10 protein-coding genes are annotated in these 16,248 nt (G+C 61.8%); 8 read left to right on the top strand and 2 right to left on the bottom strand.

All coding sequences use genetic code 11. The features are described 5' to 3' along the window. The first annotated feature begins 118 nt into the window (after positions 1-118). Genes KGB21_RS19285 through KGB21_RS19295 form a run of 3 tightly spaced genes read left to right on the top strand, consistent with a single transcriptional unit; the run spans position 119 to position 4,667 of the window. Positions 119-1,291 (top strand): efflux RND transporter periplasmic adaptor subunit, encoded by a 1,173-nt coding sequence (locus tag KGB21_RS19285; RefSeq protein WP_223506381.1) that lies wholly within the window; start codon positions 119-121, stop codon positions 1,289-1,291. Next, the gene (locus KGB21_RS19290) at positions 1,292-3,265 is read left to right on the top strand and encodes a MacB family efflux pump subunit (protein ID WP_034149260.1); all 1,974 of its coding nucleotides are present in this window, start codon (positions 1,292-1,294) and stop codon (positions 3,263-3,265) included. Positions 3,266-3,272: 7 nt separating this feature from the next. Continuing rightward, positions 3,273-4,667, top strand: a complete 1,395-nt coding sequence (locus KGB21_RS19295; RefSeq protein WP_223506383.1) for an efflux transporter outer membrane subunit — start codon at positions 3,273-3,275, stop codon at positions 4,665-4,667. A 130-nt stretch (positions 4,668-4,797) separates the two neighbouring features. Here KGB21_RS19295 and KGB21_RS19300 read toward each other — a convergent pair whose 3' ends face one another. Then, positions 4,798-6,417: a PvdJ/PvdD/PvdP-like protein gene (locus tag KGB21_RS19300; RefSeq protein ID WP_223506384.1), complete on the bottom strand. Its 1,620-nt coding sequence runs from the start codon at positions 6,415-6,417 to the stop codon at positions 4,798-4,800. 243 nt (positions 6,418-6,660) lie between these two features. Between KGB21_RS19300 and pvdM the strand changes: the two genes are divergently transcribed. The 5 genes from pvdM (at position 6,661) to KGB21_RS19325 (ending at position 15,020) form a co-directional block, all read left to right on the top strand. Beyond that, positions 6,661-8,010: a pyoverdine-tailoring dipeptidase-like protein PvdM gene (gene pvdM / locus KGB21_RS19305; RefSeq protein ID WP_034149257.1), complete on the top strand. Its 1,350-nt coding sequence runs from the start codon at positions 6,661-6,663 to the stop codon at positions 8,008-8,010. A 29-nt stretch (positions 8,011-8,039) separates the two neighbouring features. Further along, complete coding sequence (locus KGB21_RS19310; RefSeq protein WP_223506385.1) at positions 8,040-9,320, top strand: aminotransferase class V-fold PLP-dependent enzyme; 1,281 nt, start codon at positions 8,040-8,042, stop codon at positions 9,318-9,320. Between the two features lie 236 nt (positions 9,321-9,556). Further along, complete coding sequence (locus KGB21_RS19315) at positions 9,557-10,429, top strand: formylglycine-generating enzyme family protein (RefSeq protein WP_223506386.1); 873 nt, start codon at positions 9,557-9,559, stop codon at positions 10,427-10,429. A 189-nt stretch (positions 10,430-10,618) separates the two neighbouring features. Then, a complete protein-coding gene (locus KGB21_RS19320) occupies positions 10,619-12,268 on the top strand; it encodes a cyclic peptide export ABC transporter (RefSeq protein WP_034149254.1) in 1,650 nt (549 codons plus the stop codon). A gap of 271 nt (positions 12,269-12,539) precedes the next feature. Next, entirely contained in the window at positions 12,540-15,020 is a 2,481-nt protein-coding gene (locus KGB21_RS19325) for a TonB-dependent siderophore receptor (protein WP_034149253.1), read from the top strand. Positions 15,021-15,244: 224 nt separating this feature from the next. Here KGB21_RS19325 and KGB21_RS19330 read toward each other — a convergent pair whose 3' ends face one another. Beyond that, positions 15,245-16,201, bottom strand: coding sequence for an alpha/beta hydrolase (locus tag KGB21_RS19330; protein ID WP_223506387.1), 957 nt, complete (start codon positions 16,199-16,201; stop codon positions 15,245-15,247). Between the last annotated feature and the right edge of the window lie 47 nt (positions 16,202-16,248).

The following is a 16,248-nucleotide window of genomic DNA, read 5'->3' on the forward strand; positions in this document are numbered from 1 at the left end:
GGCGCAGGTGTTACGCCATGTGTCGCGGGCTAAATTCCCCGCTGCCGTCCTCGTCTACAAGGACAGCTCCATGTCCCTGCCGGCTCCACGGCAGTGTTCAACTGCTTTGGAACCCTGCATGAAACATCCCCGTCAGACCCGACGCGCCCTGCTTGCCGCACTCAGCCTGATCCCCGTTATCGCCGTCGCCGCCTGGCAGATCATCCCGCCCGGCCGTGACCAGTTCGCGACCGTGCAGGTCACCCGCGCCGACATCGAAAGCAGCGTCACCGCGTTGGGCACCCTGCAACCACGGCGTTACGTCGACGTCGGCGCCCAGGCGTCTGGGCAGATTCAAAAAATCCACGTGGAAGTCGGTGACGTGGTCAAGGAAGGTCAGTTGCTGGTGGAAATCGATCCGTCCACGCAACAGGCCAAACTCGACGCCGGGCGTTTCTCCATCGAAAACCTCAAGGCGCAGCTCCAGGAGCAACGGGCACAACACGACTTGGCGAAACAGAAATTCCAGCGCCAGCAGAACCTCAAGGCCGGCAACGCCACCCGCGAAGAAGACGTGCAGACCGCCGAGGCCGAACTGCGCGCCACTCAGGCGCGCATCGACATGTTCCAGGCGCAAATCCGCCAGGCCCAGGCCAGCCTGCGCAGCGATCAGGCCGAACTCGGTTACACGCGGATTTACGCGCCGATGTCCGGCACCGTCGTGGCGCTCGACGCCCGTGAGGGCCAGACCCTCAACGCCCAGCAACAGACACCGCTGATTCTGCGCATCGCCAAACTGTCGCCGATGACCGTCTGGGCCGAGGTTTCCGAAGCCGACATCGGCCACGTCAAACCCGGGATGAACGCCTGGTTCACCACCCTCAGCGGCGGCACCCGGCGCTGGAAAAGCACCGTACGGCAGATTCTTCCGGTGCCGCCAAAACCCCTGGATCAAACCAGCCAGGGCGGTGGCAGCCCCGCCAGCTCAAGCAAAAGTGGCAGCGCGCGCGTGGTGCTGTACACCGTTTTGCTCGACGTCGACAACGCTGACAATGCCTTGATGGCGGAAATGACCACCCAGGTATTTTTCGTTGCCGAGCAGGCGCAGAACGTACTCACCGCGCCGATTGCCGCGCTGCAAGCAGGCGCACAGGCCGATCGCCAGATCGCGCAAGTGGTGGCCAAGAACGGCAGCATCGAACAGCGCAACGTCCGCACCGGCATCAGCGATCGCCTGCGGGTACAGATCCTCGACGGCTTGCAGGAAGGCGATCACCTGTTGATCGGTCCGGCCGACGGGAGTGGCGGTTGAATGCAGACGCCCCTGATCGAACTGCAAGGCATCCGCAAAGCCTATGGCGGTGGCGACGCTCCTGAAGTTCATGTGTTACGCGGTATCGATCTGTCGATCCATGCCGGGGAATTCGTGGCGATTGTCGGCGCCTCCGGTTCCGGCAAGTCGACGTTGATGAACATCCTCGGTTGCCTCGATCGCCCGACCTCGGGCGAATACCGCTTCGCCGGGGAAAACGTCGCCGCCCTCGACAGTGATGAACTGGCCTGGTTGCGCCGCGAGGCGTTCGGCTTCGTGTTTCAGGGTTACCACCTGATCCCGTCCGGCTCGGCCCAGGAAAACGTCGAGATGCCGGCGATCTACGCCGGCACTCCGGCCGCCGAACGCCACGCCCGTGCCGCCGCCCTGCTCGACCGCCTCGGCCTGGCCACGCGCACCGGCAACCGCCCGCACCAACTCTCCGGCGGGCAACAGCAACGGGTGTCGATCGCCCGCGCCTTGATGAACGGCGGCCACATCATCCTCGCCGACGAACCCACCGGCGCCCTCGACAGTCACAGCGGCAAGGAAGTCATGGCGCTGCTCGACGAACTGGCGAGCCAGGGCCACGTGGTGATCCTGATCACCCACGACCGCGAAGTGGCGGCGCGGGCCAAGCGCATCATCGAAATCCGCGACGGCCTGATCATCAGCGACAGCGCCCGGGACAATCCCGCCGCGCAAAACTCGGCCAACCCCGGCGCCCTTCAAGCCGTCGATTTACGCAAACGCCTGAGCGAAGGCGCCGAAGCAACTGGCGCCTGGAAAGGCGAACTGGTCGACGCGGTGCAGGCCGCGTGGCGGGTGATGTGGATCAACAAGTTTCGCACCGCGCTGACCCTGCTCGGCATCATCATCGGCGTCGCTTCGGTGGTGGTGATGCTCGCGGTCGGTGAAGGCAGCAAGCGCCAGGTCATGGCGCAGATGGGCGCGTTCGGCTCCAACATCATTTACCTCAGTGGCTCGTCGCCCAACCCGCGCACGCCGCTGGGCATCGTCACCCTCGACGAAGTCAAAGCCGTGGCCAGCCTGCCTCAAGTGATGCGCATCATGCCGGTCAACGGCCAGGAAGCCGGGGTGCGTTTCGGCAACCTCGACCACTTGAGCTACGTCGGCGGCAACGACACCAACTTCCCGGCGATCTTCAACTGGCCGGTGGTCGAAGGCAGCTACTTCACCGAAGCCGATGAACAGAACGCCGCAGCGGTGGCGGTGATCGGCCACAAAGTGCGGACCAAATTGCTCAAGGACGTGGCCAACCCTATCGGCCAGTACATCCTGATCGAAAACGTGCCGTTCCAGGTGGTCGGCGTGCTGGCGGAAAAAGGCGCCAGCTCTGGCGATTCCGACAGCGACGACCGCATCGCCATCCCCTACTCCGCCGCCAGCGTGCGGTTGTTCGGCACGCATAACCCGGAGTACATCGCGATTGCCGCCGCCGATGCGCGCAAGGTCAAGGAGACGGAACACGCCATCGAACAGTTGATGCTGCGCCTGCACAACGGCAAGAAGGATTTCGAGTTGACCAACAACGCGGCGATGATCCAGGCCGAAGCGCGCACGCAAAACACCCTGTCGCTGATGCTCGGTTCAATCGCCGCGATTTCGCTGCTGGTGGGCGGCATCGGCGTGATGAACATCATGCTCATGACCGTGCGCGAGCGTACCCGCGAGATCGGCATTCGCATGGCCACTGGCGCCCGGCAACGGGACATCCTGCGCCAGTTCCTTACCGAAGCGGTGATGCTCTCAGTGGTCGGCGGATTGGCCGGGATCGCCCTGGCGCTGATGGTCGGCGGCGTGCTGATCCTCAGTGAAGTCGCCGTCGCGTTCTCGTTGATAGCGGTGCTCGGCGCCTTCGGCTGCGCCCTGGTCACCGGTGTTGTCTTCGGCTTCATGCCGGCCCGCAAAGCTGCCCGACTCGACCCGGTCACGGCCCTTACCAGTGAATGATTTCTCCATGAAGCCGCAATTGAGTCTGTTGACCCTCTGCCTGTTGCTCGGTGCTTGTGGCAGTTCCACCCAGCGCCCGGACAGCGGCATCCAGCCACCCGCCACTTGGCACTCACCGCACACCCTAGGCGCCGTTCATGACAACCGGCAATGGTGGAACCGTTTCGGCAGTCCGCAGCTGGGACGGCTGATCGAACAGGCGCGGGTCGGCAGTTACGACCTGGCCGCCGCCATGGCCCGGGTGCGCCAGGCGCAGGCCGAAACCGTGGTCGCTGGCGGTTCGCAGCTGCCGGAGGTCAAAGCCGCGCTCAATGCCAATCGGCAAAAACTGCTGCGCGGCGATGGCTACAGCCAACTGGACGCAGACAGCGACAACAGCGCCGTCGACTACTTCAACGCCAGCCTCAGCGCCAGTTACGAAATCGACTTCTGGGGCGGCCAGCGCGCCTCCCGCGACAGTGCGCAATTCGCCTTGCAGGCCAGCGAGTTCGATCAAGCGACCGTGGAGCTGACGCTGCTCAGCGGTGTGGCCAACGGCTACGCACAAACCTTGTCGTTGCAGGAGCAGAGCCGCATTGCCGAGTTGAATCTGGCCAATGCGCAAAACGTGTTGAAACTGGTGCAGACCCGTTTCGATTCCGGCTCTGCGACGGCTCTGGAATTGGCCCAGCAGAAAAGCTTGGTGGCGGCGCAACAACGGCAATTTCCGCTGGTGCAGCAACAGGCCAGGGACGCACAGATCAGCCTCGCCACCTTGCTCGGCCGCCCGGTGCAGGAACTGACGCTGGGTCAGGAACACTTCGATCAATTGTCATGGCCGGCCATCGACGCCGGGGTGCCCAGCCAGTTGCTCAGCCGCCGTCCGGACATCGCCCGGGCCGAGGCGCAACTGGCCGCCGCCCAGGCTGACGTCACCGTCGCCCGCGCTGCGATGTTACCGACCGTGACCCTGAGCGCGGAAATCGGCTCCGGCGCCGACAGTGCTGGCGACATTCTGCGCAGCCCGTTCTACAACCTGACCGCCGGACTGCTCGCCCCGGTGTTCAACAATGGTCGCCTAGGCGCCGAGCGCGACAAGGCCACGGCCCGCCAGGAAGAACTGCTGGAAACCTACCGCGGCGCGATCATCAATGGTTTCGCCGACGTGGAAAGGGCACTGAACAGCATTCGTGGACTGGACCAACAGCGGCAATGGCAAAGCGAAGAACTGAGCCAGGCGCAGACTGCCTTCAACATTGCGCAAAGTCGCTATGAGGCCGGGGCCGAAGATTTGCTGACCGTACTGGAAACCCAGCGCACGCTGTATGCGGCGCAGGATTTGAATGTGCAGCTAAGGCTGTCGCGGATGCAGGCGAGTATTGCGTTGTACAAGGCGTTGGGTGGAGGGTGGCAGGTTCTGTAATTGCGGCGTTTGAGAGGCCGCCATCGCTGGCAAGCCAGCTCCCACAGCGGGTTAAGTTTGCCGCACGACCTGTGCACGACGCATAACCTGTGGGAGCTGGCTTGCCAGCGATCGAACGATAACGCGGTCCTCAAACCTGTCTTTGCTTGGCCTTCAAATGCCGCGCATACCACGGCCGTTGCGGCACCTTCCGGAACAGATCCGCGAGCTTCTTTTCATCCTCGCCAAAGGTAATGCGCAACGCCAGCTTCATGGTCTCCGGGTCCATTTCCACCGACTTGCCCGCCTGCAACCCCGGCGTGGTGCTGCAACCGTGGGTTCCCGGACCGAGCCACGGATCATCGATTTCCACCCAGCGCCCCGGCGCAAACCACGGCACGCCATTGACCTCCAGCCGACTCACCTGCCCCGGATGAAAACGCTCATGGGCGCGGAACCAGTCTTCCAGGCGATCATCGATCCAGCCATGAAAATGCCAGAACACCGGGTTCACATGGGACGAAAACGGGTCGCCGAGAAAGTCGTTTTCCGGCGCAAACCAGCGCGCGGAAAAGTCCGACGGATCGCGGGCGAACGGCACGGGGTGGCCGTTGGACGGATCGCGCGGCACCGACGCCCAGCGCATGTGCAGCCAATCGTGCAGCCCCAGCTCCACCTCCGACCCAAACTGCCCCAGAGTCAACTTCGACAGATAACGCGGATCACGATACTGCGACTCCCAAACCTGGAAATTGCTGTGATAGGTCTCGGCCGTCTTGATGTCGGCGACCCATTGCGAGTACTCGGCATCGTCATCCGCCAGCCACGTCGGAGGCAATGCCGTGCCGTCATGGTTGTCGAAGTAATGGGCGAAACCGATGCGATCCCGTGCCAGTTCCGGTTGTGGCAGCGGGAACTGCTGCCAGGACGGTAAATCCATCATCGAACGCGCCGTGCCGAGCATGTGCCGGTGCATGAAGAAAAAATCCACGCCCGAGCCGTTGCGATCCTTGCGCTTGCCCCGGGCGTCGCGCTCCTTGTCTCGCGGGCCGGGTTGCCAGCCGATGCCGCGCAAGGCGCTGCGCTTGTCTTCGGGCAATGTGTGCCATTTGTCCCGGGACGCATGCCAGAGCTGGTGAAACAGACGATGTTCCGGTGACACCAGCCAAGCCAGCAACGTCGGGTTCAGCCCCGTGCGCTCACGAGCCTCCGGGAATACCCGTTTGACGGCGATGAAGCGATTGTCCTGGGCGGTCAACATCAACGGGCGATCCAGATCCACCACGCGACCACTGAGCGAACCCCTGCCGGCATTGCCGAACCCGGCCCAGACTTCGTCCAGCGCCATGCTGAATTCGTAGGCGCAAGTGCCCTGGCTGCCGAGCAAGCGCCAGCTCAACTGCGCCGGTTTGACCCCGGCCAGATCGCCGAGCACCCGGTAGCGCGGTTGTTCGTTCGAGCGCAAACGCTCGGCGGTGTCGAGAAAACCGATCAGGCCGCGCCCCTTGTGGCCGATGTCGAGAAACACTTCCAGCCCGTCCAGAGGCAAACCTTCAAGCCCCGCATCACGACCCTCGAAACGAATCTGCCAGACACCGCGCAGCGTGTCCGCCAAGCGTTGCCCGGCGACATCCGCGACATCGAACGTCGCTTCGCCGGGGGTGATCGTCGGATCCGGTTTCGTCCATTCGCGATGCCCATAAAAAGCCGCAGGCACGGCCGCGCCGGTCAGCGCCAGGCCTGCCATGAACCATCGTCGAGAAATCGTCATTGCCCTACCTGTGTCAGCCATGAAGCAGGCTTTATCCAAGCTAGAACGTTTGTTGCCCGCCGAAATTTAAAAGCATCGCTGGCAAGCCAGCTCCCACAGTTGACAGTGGTGTTCACTGTGGGAGCTGGCTTGCCAGCGATGGGGCCCGCACAAACACTAAATTCCTTCGTCACCCATACGTTCTCACCAGATAGCAAAGCCCCCAGCGCCCATCCCGGGGCGGCAACCCTGACCGAGACGGCAATGACAAAACCACGTTCGAAAAAGGCTCTTTTCATCGGCCTGCCGCTGGCCCTGGCGATCAGCGCCGGTGCCGGTTTCGCGGCCTGGGATTACTGGTTCAAGGACAATCCCGGCTACCCGGCCAAGGTCATGAAACAGGCCGACGAGTTGCAGGAGCGCCTGCTCTCGTTCGACAGCCACATCACCGTGCCGATGGATTTTGGCACCGCCGGCAATGAAGCCGACAAGGACGGCAGCGGCCAGTTCGACCTGATCAAGACCGGACGCGGACGTTTGTCCGGCGCGGCCCTGACGATCTTTGGCTGGCCGGAAATATGGAACGGCGAGAACGCGCCGCATCGGCCCACCGCCGGTTTCGTCGAAGAAGCGCGGTTCGAGCAGGAAACCCGCTACAAAATCATCTCGACGATGGTGCGCGACTTCCCCAACCAGGTCGCCATCGCCTACACCCCTGACGATTTCCGCCGCCTGCATGGCGAAGGCAAGTTCGCGATTTTCCTCAGCATGCTCAACGCCTACCCGCTGGGTAACGACCTCAACGCCCTGGACAACTGGGCGGCCCGGGGCATGCGTATGTTCGGCTTCAGTTATGTAGGCAACAACGCCTGGGCCGATTCGTCGCGGCCGCTGCCGTTTTTCAACGATTCCCGGGACGCCCTCGGCGGCCTCTCGGACATCGGCAAACAAGCGGTGCATCGCCTCAACGACCTCGGTGTGATCATTGATGTGTCACAGATGTCGACCAAGGCCCTGGAGCAAGTGGCCCGGTTGAGCCGCACACCGATGGTTGCATCGCACTCGGCGCCGCGTGCATTGGTGGACATCCCGCGCAACCTCAGCGACCACGAAATGCAACTGATCAAGGACAGCGGCGGCGTGGTGCAGATCGTTGGTTTCCCGACTTACATCCGCCCGCTGAGCCAGGCCACCCAGGACAAACTCAACGCCCTGCGCGCGCGTTTCGACCTGCAACCGTTGCAGGGCCTGGAGATGGCGCTGATGCCGGGCGATCCAATCATCACCGTGTGGTCCGAGCAGCGTTTCGGCGAGTACGCCAGCCAGCTCTACGCGATTGTCGACGAAGAACCCAAAGCCACTCTCAAGGATTACGGCGACGCCATTGATTACGCGGTGAAGAAAATCGGCATCGATCACGTCGGCATCAGTTCCGACTTCAACGATGGCGGCGGCCTCAATGGCTGGAAGGACGTCAGCGAGGCGCGCAACGTGACCGCCGAACTGATCAGTCGCGGCTACAGCGAGGCCGATATCGCCAAGCTCTGGGGCGGCAATTTCCTGCGGGTCTGGGACCAGGTGCAGAAGTCCTCCAAGCCTGTGGCGAAAAACTGATTTCCTCTTTTGTATAAGCGAACCGAGCCATGACCAACCGTCGTTCTTTCCTCAAGCAGGCCGGCATTCTCGCCGCCGGCCTGCCCCTGACTGCCGGTGTGAACCTGCCGGCGCTGGCCGGCACTCCGCCACCGTTACCCAAGGGTAAATGGGCGCAATTGCGGCAGTTGTTCAATCAGGATCCGGATTACCTGCACTTCGCCAATTTCCTGGTGACCTCGCACCCCACGCCAGTGCGCAACGCCATCGACCTGCACCGCGCCAACATCGACCGCAACCCTGGCCGGGCGATGGATTGGGACTTGCAGGAAACCGAGAAGCGCGAGCACAACGTGCGGGTCTGGGCCGGGCGCTACCTCAATGCCAAGCCCGAACAGATCGCCCTCACCGGCAGCACCACCGAAGGCCTGGCGATGATTTATGGCGGCATTCATGTGCGCCCGGATCAGGAAATCCTCGTCAGCGAACACGAACACTATTCCACCCACTACACCCTGGAATTCCGCCAGCAACGCCAGGGCACGAAGGTGCGCAAGCTCAAGCTGTTCGAGAGCAGCCGCGATATTTCGGTGGACGAAGTGTTGGACTCGATCACTAAAGGCATCCGTCCTGAAACCCGTGTACTGGGCATGACCTGGGTGCAATCGGGCAGTGGCGTAAAACTGCCGATTGGTGAAATCGGCAAGCTAGTCGAGGAGCAGAACCGTAAGCGCGACGAAAAAGACCAGATCCTCTACGTGGTCGACGGCGTGCACGGTTTTGGTGTCGAGGACCTCGAGTTTCCCGACATGCACTGCGACTTCTTCATCGCCGGCACCCACAAATGGATGTTCGGCCCCCGTGGCACCGGGATTATTTGCGCCCGCTCGGCCGAGCTCAAGGACGTCACGCCGATCATTCCGACCTTCTCCGAAGCCACCACCTTCTCGACCATCATGACCCCCGGCGGCTATCACAGCTTCGAACACCGCTGGGCCGCAGACGAAGCGTTCAAGTTGCATCTGGATCTGGGCAAGGCTGAGGTTCAGGCGCGTATCCACGAACTCAATACTTACGCCAAGAATCGCCTGCGGGAGCAGCCGCAGGTCGAGCTGGTCACCCCGCAAAGTCCGCAGCTGTCCGCCGGTTTTACCTTCTTCCGGATCAAGGATATGGACTGCGAAAAGGTCGCTGGCGGGCTGATGCAAAACCGCGTGGTCTGCGATGCCGTGGAGCGCGATGCCGGGCCCGTGGTGCGCATCGCCCCGGGCCTGCTCAACAGCGAACACGAAATCGACCGCTTCGTGGCGCTGCTCAACAAAACCGCATGAAGCCGTGGCCCTCCCGCCTGTGGCCATGGCGCTTTTACGTGGCGAGGGAGCTTGCTCCCGCTGGGCTGCGAAGCGGCCCCAAAACCTGCGCGCACAGTTGTGTCTGACACACCGCGTGCAAGGGTATTGCGACTGCTGCGCAGTCGAGCGGGAGCAAGCTCCCTCGCCACAGACACCTGCCTGGCCACAAGCAAGCCGTTTGGCCGCAATTGCGTTTTTCTTGATTGAGAGGACTCATGACTCATAACTTCCCGCACGCGCCACTCAAGGCCCTTGCCCTGTCCGCCCTCATGCTGCTTCCGGCTGCTGCCCAGGCCGCCACTCCACCGCCACCCGGCAAAGTATTCAAAGACTGCCGCGACTGCCCGGAAATGATCGTATTGCCCGCCGGAACCTTCACCATGGGCACCCCGGAAGACGAAGTGGGCCGCGAACCCGATGAAGGGCCGATGCATGACGTGACCTTCGCCAAGCCATTCGCCATGAGCCGTTTCCAGGTGACCGCCGGTGAGTGGGACAACTACATACGCGAGAGCGGCGTGACCATCGCCAACGGCGATACCCGGCCCGGTCGCGAGTGCATCGCCAGCAAGCCGCGTTATCCGCAGAACCCGCGTCAGCCGGCGGTGTGCATGAACTTCGATGACGTTAAAAACTACGTCGCCTGGCTGTCGAAGAAAACCGGGCAGAAGTACAGCATGGTCAGCGAAGCCCAGCGCGAATACGCCGCCCGTGGCGGCAGCAAAGGCCCGTTCCCCTTCCCGTTCGATGAAGGCAAGGAATACAGCATCGCCAAACATGCCAACACCTATGGCCCAACGGACGGCTACAGCTTCAGTTCGCCGGTGGGCAGCTACCCGCCCAACGCTTTCGGCATGTACGACATGCACGGCAACGTTTACGAATGGGTCGAAGACTGCGAACACCCGAACTACATCGGCGCCCCCACCGATGGCAGCGCCTGGCTGGAACCCAATTGCGAAGCCGTGCGCATTCGCGGAAATGACTGGGGCGAAGCGCCGGTGTTCTCCCGCTCCGGCAACCGCAACAGCCAGTATCCGCAGGAGCGTGGCGACTGGATAGGCTTTCGCGTAGTGCGCGACCTCTAAATTCACATCCCCCCTGTAGGAGCTGCCGCAGGCTGCGATCTTTTGGCGATGATTGTTTAAAAACAAGATCAAAAGATCTCAGCCTTCGGCAGCTCCTACAGGGGTCCGTGTTGTCAGTGAGCGCTAAATTACGTGCTCGACCAGACGTTCTACTGGGTATCTGCATTACGACCCAAGGAACAGTCTTCCATGACCCAGCCAACCCGTGGCGCCATCGGCGAGTTGTTCGCCCTGTTGAAACCTTTTCGGCTCATCGTCGCCGCGTCCATCTTCCTGGGCATGGTCGGCGGCCTGAGCGTCACTGTGCTGCTGGCGACCATCAACAATGCCCTGCATTCGCAAACCGGCCTGACCCAAGGCGTGGTCGCACTGTTCGCCGGCCTGTGTCTGTTGGCGCTGGCCAGTTCGATCTGTTCCGACATCGGCACCAACTACGTCGGCCAGCACATCATCGCCAAGCTGCGCAAACAGCTGGGTGAAAAGGTCCTGTCGGCGCCGATCGAACAGATCGAGCGCTACCGCAGCCATCGCCTGATCCCGGTGCTGACCCACGACGTCGACACCATCAGCGACTTCGCCTTCGCCTTCGCGCCGCTGGCGATTTCCGTCACCGTGACCCTCGGTTGCATGGGTTACCTGGCGATCCTGTCGTGGCCGATGTTCCTGATCATGGTCGCGGCGATCCTGATCGGCACGGCGATCCAGGCCTACGCCCAAAGCAAGGGCGTGCAGGGTTTCATGGCCGCCCGCGACGCCGAAGACGAATTGCAAAAGCACTACAACGCGATTGCCGAAGGCGCCAAGGAACTGCGCATCCACCGGCCACGCCGCCAGCGCATGTTCACGTCCGGCATCAAGGCCACCGCCGAGTTCATCTGCAATACCCAAGTGCGTTCGATCAACACCTTCGTCATCGCCAAGACCTTCGGCTCGATGCTGTTCTTCGTGGTTATCGGCCTGGCCCTGGCGCTGCAAACCTTCTGGCCGAGCGCCGATAAAACCGTGATGAGCGGCTTCGTGCTGGTGCTGCTGTACATGAAAGGTCCGCTGGAACACTTGATCAGCACCCTGCCCATCGTCAGCCGCGCACAGATTGCCTTCCGCCGTATCGCCGAGTTGTCGGAGCAGTTTTCCACCCCTGAGCCGCACCTGCTGCTCAGCGATCAAGGCAACGTCAAACCTGCGGTGCACGAGCTGCAACTGGCCGATGTGCGCTACGCGTTCCCGTCGGTGGACGGTGCCGCGCCGTTTCAACTGGGGCCGGTCAACCTGTCGATCAAACAAGGCGACATCACCTTCATCGTCGGCGAGAACGGTTGCGGCAAGACCACGCTGATCAAGTTGCTGCTGGGCCTGTACACGCCGCAGCAGGGCGAAATCCGCGTCAATGGCGAAACCATCGACGCCCGAAACCGCGATGACTATCGCCAGTTGTTCACCACCATCTTCGCCGACTACTACCTGTTCGATGATGTGGTCCAGGGCGACATGCAGATCCCGGAAGACGCCAACAAGTACCTGCAACGCCTGGAGATCGCGCACAAGGTCAGCGTCAAGGACGGCAATTTCACCACCACTGACCTCTCCACCGGCCAGCGCAAACGCCTGGCGCTGGTCAATGCCTGGCTGGAAGAACGCCCGGTGCTGGTGTTCGACGAATGGGCCGCCGACCAGGACCCGACCTTCCGCCGCATCTTCTACACCGAGCTGCTGCCGGACCTGAAACGACTGGGCAAAACCATCATCGTGATCTCCCACGACGACCGTTATTTCGACGTCGCGGACCAGTTGGTGCGCATGGAGAGCGGACGGGTTGTCACCGAGCTGATGCCTGCCTGATTAGCTGAGATCTGTGGTTGAAACCCATTTGTGGCGAGGGAGCTTGCTCCCGCTGGGTCGCGAAGCGGCCCCCAAAAAGCCAAGGCCTGCTGCGCAGTCCAGCGGGAGCAAGCTCCCTCGCCACAGGAAACCTCTTCAAAAGAACCACCTGAAAACTCACTCGTTCATCATTTTGAAATTTCTTTTCCGGTTTCGCATTCGCGCCCCGTCTTAATAATCATTCCTATTAACAAAAACTCTGCACGACACTTTTCAGGAGCACAGGCAAGTAATGCGATCTCTTCCACGCCGCACACCTCTCGCGCTGGCCGTACAGCGCCCGACTCTGCACAGAAACCTGTTGACCAGCGTACTGCTGACCGCCACCTTGCTGGGGAGCTCGATGGCCAACGCTGCACCTGTGAAAGTGAGTATTGCCGTACAACCGCTGTCCAGCGCACTGACCGAACTGGGCATGCAAACCAACCTGCAAATCCTCTACAGCCCGGATCAGGTTGCGGGCATCAAGTCCCGCGCGGTCTCCGGTTCGCTGGAGCCATCCGCTGCCTTGGCCGAGATGCTCAAAGGCACCGGCATTTCGTTCCAGATCAACGGCAACAGCGTGACCCTGGTATCCGGCAGCGGCTCGAGCCTGCAACTGGGCGCGACCACCATTTCCGGCCAGGCCCTGGGCCTGACCACCGAAGACACCGGTTCCTACACCACCGGCGCGACCACCACCGCCACCAAGTTGCCGCTGACCATCCGTGAAACGCCGCAGTCGGTGACCGTGGTCACTCGCCAGCAAATGGACGACCGTGGCGTCACCAGTGTCAGCGACGCCTTGCGCAACACCCCCGGCGTCACCATGCAGAAGTACGACAGCGACCGTACCGAGTTTTCCGCCCGGGGCTTTGCCATCACCAACTTTCAGTACGATGGCGTCAACATTCCCTACGACGGCGTCTACGGTGAAAACCCGAACAACAGCGACGATTCGGCCAGCCTCGACCGCATCGAAATCATCAAGGGCTCGACCGGCCTGATGACCGGCGCCGGTGACCCGGCCGCCACCGTCAACCTGGTCCGTAAAAAACCGACCAAGGACTTCAAGGCTTCAGTCAGCGCCACCGCCGGTTCGTGGGACAACTACCGCACCGAAGGCGACGTCTCCGGCTCTCTCAACGATACCGGCAGCGTGCGCGGCCGCTTCGTCGGCGCCCTGCAAGACAAAGATTCGTACATCGACCACTACAGCCAGAAAAAAGACCTGTACTACGGCGTCCTCGAAGCCGACCTGACCGACGACACCCTGCTGACCCTGGGCGTCGACCAGTCCAGCGCCACCCCGCGCGGCAGTTCCTGGACCGGTAACTCGCCGTTCTACACCGACGGCGGCCGCACCGAGTTCTCCCGCAGTTTCAACCCGGGCTCTGACTGGAGCCGTCGTGACTTCGACAGCACCACCTATTTCGCCTCGCTGGAACAAGCGCTGGCCAATGACTGGAAACTCAAAGTCAGCCTCGATCAGAAAACCACCGATCACGACACCCAACTGGCCTCGGCCAGCGGCGGCTACCCGGATCGCGCCACCGGCGAAGGCATGTTCTTTTACTGGGGGCGCTGGGAAGGCCATCGCGTACAAAACACAGCTGACATCAACGTCTCCGGCCCGTTCTCCCTGGGTGGTCGCGAGCATGAGCTGGTGGCGGGCTTCATGACGTCCCACTCCCGTCAGACCGGTGCAACTTACGACTCCAGCGCCTTCGAGCTGGTGCCGGGCAACATCTTTGACTGGGAAGGTCACATCGGCAAACAGGAGTTCCCGAAAAACGGCAAATACGAGCGTACCCAGAGCCAGAACGGCGCTTACCTGGCCACGCGCCTGCGTCCGACCGACGACCTGTCGTTCATCCTCGGCGGCCGTGTCAGCACCTTCAAGTACAACGAAGATTACAGCTACTACCCGGGTGCGGGCCTTGCCGACACTCACGCCAGCTACAAGGAACACGGCGTCGTCACGCCTTACGCCGGTGTGGTCTACGACCTGGACGATACCTACTCGGTCTACGCCAGCTACACCAGCATTTACCAGCCACAAATCTACAAGGACGCCAGTGGCAAGACCCTGGAACCGGTTGAAGGCAACAGCTACGAAACCGGTCTGAAAGCGGCCTACTTCGAAGGCAAGTTGAACGCCAGCCTGGCGTTCTTCCGCATCGAGCAGGACAACGTCGCCCAGTACGTCACCACCGACACCAGCACCGGGCAGGACGTCTACAAGCCAATCTCCGGCGCAACCACCCAAGGCCTGGAACTGGAGATGGCCGGCGAACTGGCCGAAGGCTGGAACCTGTCGGCCGGCTACACCTACGCCCGTACCCGCGACGAAGACGAGCAACGCATCTTCGGCTTCCCGCTGGCTACCACCAAACCCGAGCATGTGGTGCGTACATTTACCACCTACCGCCTGCCTGGCGCGCTGGACCAGTTCACCGTCGGTGGCGGCGTCAGCTGGCAGAGTTCGTTCTACGGCCAGAGCTTCAACCCTAGCGTCGATGGCAGTGGTGTGGGCTCCACCGTCAATCTCAAACAAGGCGGCTACACCCTTGTCGACCTGATGACGCGTTTTCAATACGACGAACACCTGAGCTTCACCGCCAACGCCAACAACGTCTTCGACAAGAAGTACCTGACTGGCCTGGGCAACTTCGGCACCACGTTCTATGGCGAGCCGCGTAACCTGCAACTGACCGCGAAGTACGACTTCTGAGTTTGAGCTGAAATGAAAAATGCCCGCATCGTGAGATGCGGGCATTTTTTATGGCAGAAGGGTTTTGGTGAAAGTGATGCCGCCATCGCTGGCAAGCCAGCTCCCACAGGATTGATGTGGATCGCATTATTTGAGCACGACGCAATGACTGTGGGAGCTGGCTTGCCAGCGATGGCGATAGTTGCCTCACCACAAACCCTCGGACCAGCCACAAAAAATTCAAATCACAACCGCGAGTGCACCCACTCCGCTACTTGCGCATGAATCCCTTCCACCTCGCTTAACAACCCCGCCATACGCAAAAAGTCATGGGTCATGCCTGGCTGTTCCAGCAACGTCACGTCATTACCCGCAGCCTGCAAACGCTCGGCATAGGCCAGGCCTTCGTCATGCAACGGATCATGCCCGGCCAAGTACACCAGTGCCGGCGCCACGCCTGACAAATCGTCCGCCAGCAACGGCGAACAGCGCCAGTCCGCCAGGTCCTGCGGGGTACGTCCGTAGTGGGCGTAGAACCAGTCCAGCGTCGGGGTTTCCAGCAAATAACCTTCGGCAAAATCCCGGTGCGAAGCGCGGTGGGTGGTAGCGTCGGTGACCGGATACACCAGCACCTGCGCCTTGGGCTTCAACGCCAGTTCCTGAGGTTCACGCACGGCGATGATCGACAACACCGTGGCCAGCGTCGCGCCGACACTGTCTCCGGCCAACGCCACCCGCGCAGCATCCAAACCATGGGCCGCACCCTCACGGACGAGCCAGTTGCCCGCATCGCAGGCATCCTGCACTGGCGTCGGGAAACGCCACTCCGGCGCCAGACGATAATCCACCGTCAACAAGGCGAAACCACCCTGCGCCGCGAGCCGTCGGCACAGCGCATCGTGGGAATCGAGGCTGCCAACCACATAGCCGCCGCCATGGAAATACAGCATCACCGGTTGCAGTCCTTCGACCGCTTGGCCGTCGCGATACAACCGCGCTGGCAGGTTATGACCATCCCGCGAGGCAATGGAGAAGTCCTCACAGGCGATTTGCTCCAGCGGCACATCGAGAAAACCCGAAGCCGCTTCGAAGTCGATCCGCGCCTGTTGCGGCGTCTGTTCGTGCATCGGGCGACTTTTGCCGGTCAGGCGGCCGAACTCGGCGAGTTCGAGAAAAGCTTCCAGTTCTGGCAACACGGCCATGGGGCGAATCCTTTTACACAAAGAGGTCAAATATCATTCTTGAAACG

This window comes from Pseudomonas sp. GL-RE-29 (genome assembly GCF_019947275.1).
GTDB lineage: Bacteria > Pseudomonadota > Gammaproteobacteria > Pseudomonadales > Pseudomonadaceae > Aquipseudomonas > Aquipseudomonas fluorescens_A.

Coding starts and splice junctions, on each gene's coding strand:
- KGB21_RS19285 (WP_223506381.1), top strand. CDS start 119: ATGAAACATCCCCGTCAGACCCGACGCGCCCTGCTTGCCGCACTCAGC.
- KGB21_RS19290 (WP_034149260.1), top strand. CDS start 1,292: ATGCAGACGCCCCTGATCGAACTGCAAGGCATCCGCAAAGCCTATGGC.
- KGB21_RS19295 (WP_223506383.1), top strand. CDS start 3,273: ATGAAGCCGCAATTGAGTCTGTTGACCCTCTGCCTGTTGCTCGGTGCT.
- KGB21_RS19300 (WP_223506384.1), bottom strand. CDS start 6,417: ATGACGATTTCTCGACGATGGTTCATGGCAGGCCTGGCGCTGACCGGC.
- pvdM (WP_034149257.1), top strand. CDS start 6,661: ATGACAAAACCACGTTCGAAAAAGGCTCTTTTCATCGGCCTGCCGCTG.
- KGB21_RS19310 (WP_223506385.1), top strand. CDS start 8,040: ATGACCAACCGTCGTTCTTTCCTCAAGCAGGCCGGCATTCTCGCCGCC.
- KGB21_RS19315 (WP_223506386.1), top strand. CDS start 9,557: ATGACTCATAACTTCCCGCACGCGCCACTCAAGGCCCTTGCCCTGTCC.
- KGB21_RS19320 (WP_034149254.1), top strand. CDS start 10,619: ATGACCCAGCCAACCCGTGGCGCCATCGGCGAGTTGTTCGCCCTGTTG.
- KGB21_RS19325 (WP_034149253.1), top strand. CDS start 12,540: ATGCGATCTCTTCCACGCCGCACACCTCTCGCGCTGGCCGTACAGCGC.
- KGB21_RS19330 (WP_223506387.1), bottom strand. CDS start 16,201: ATGGCCGTGTTGCCAGAACTGGAAGCTTTTCTCGAACTCGCCGAGTTC.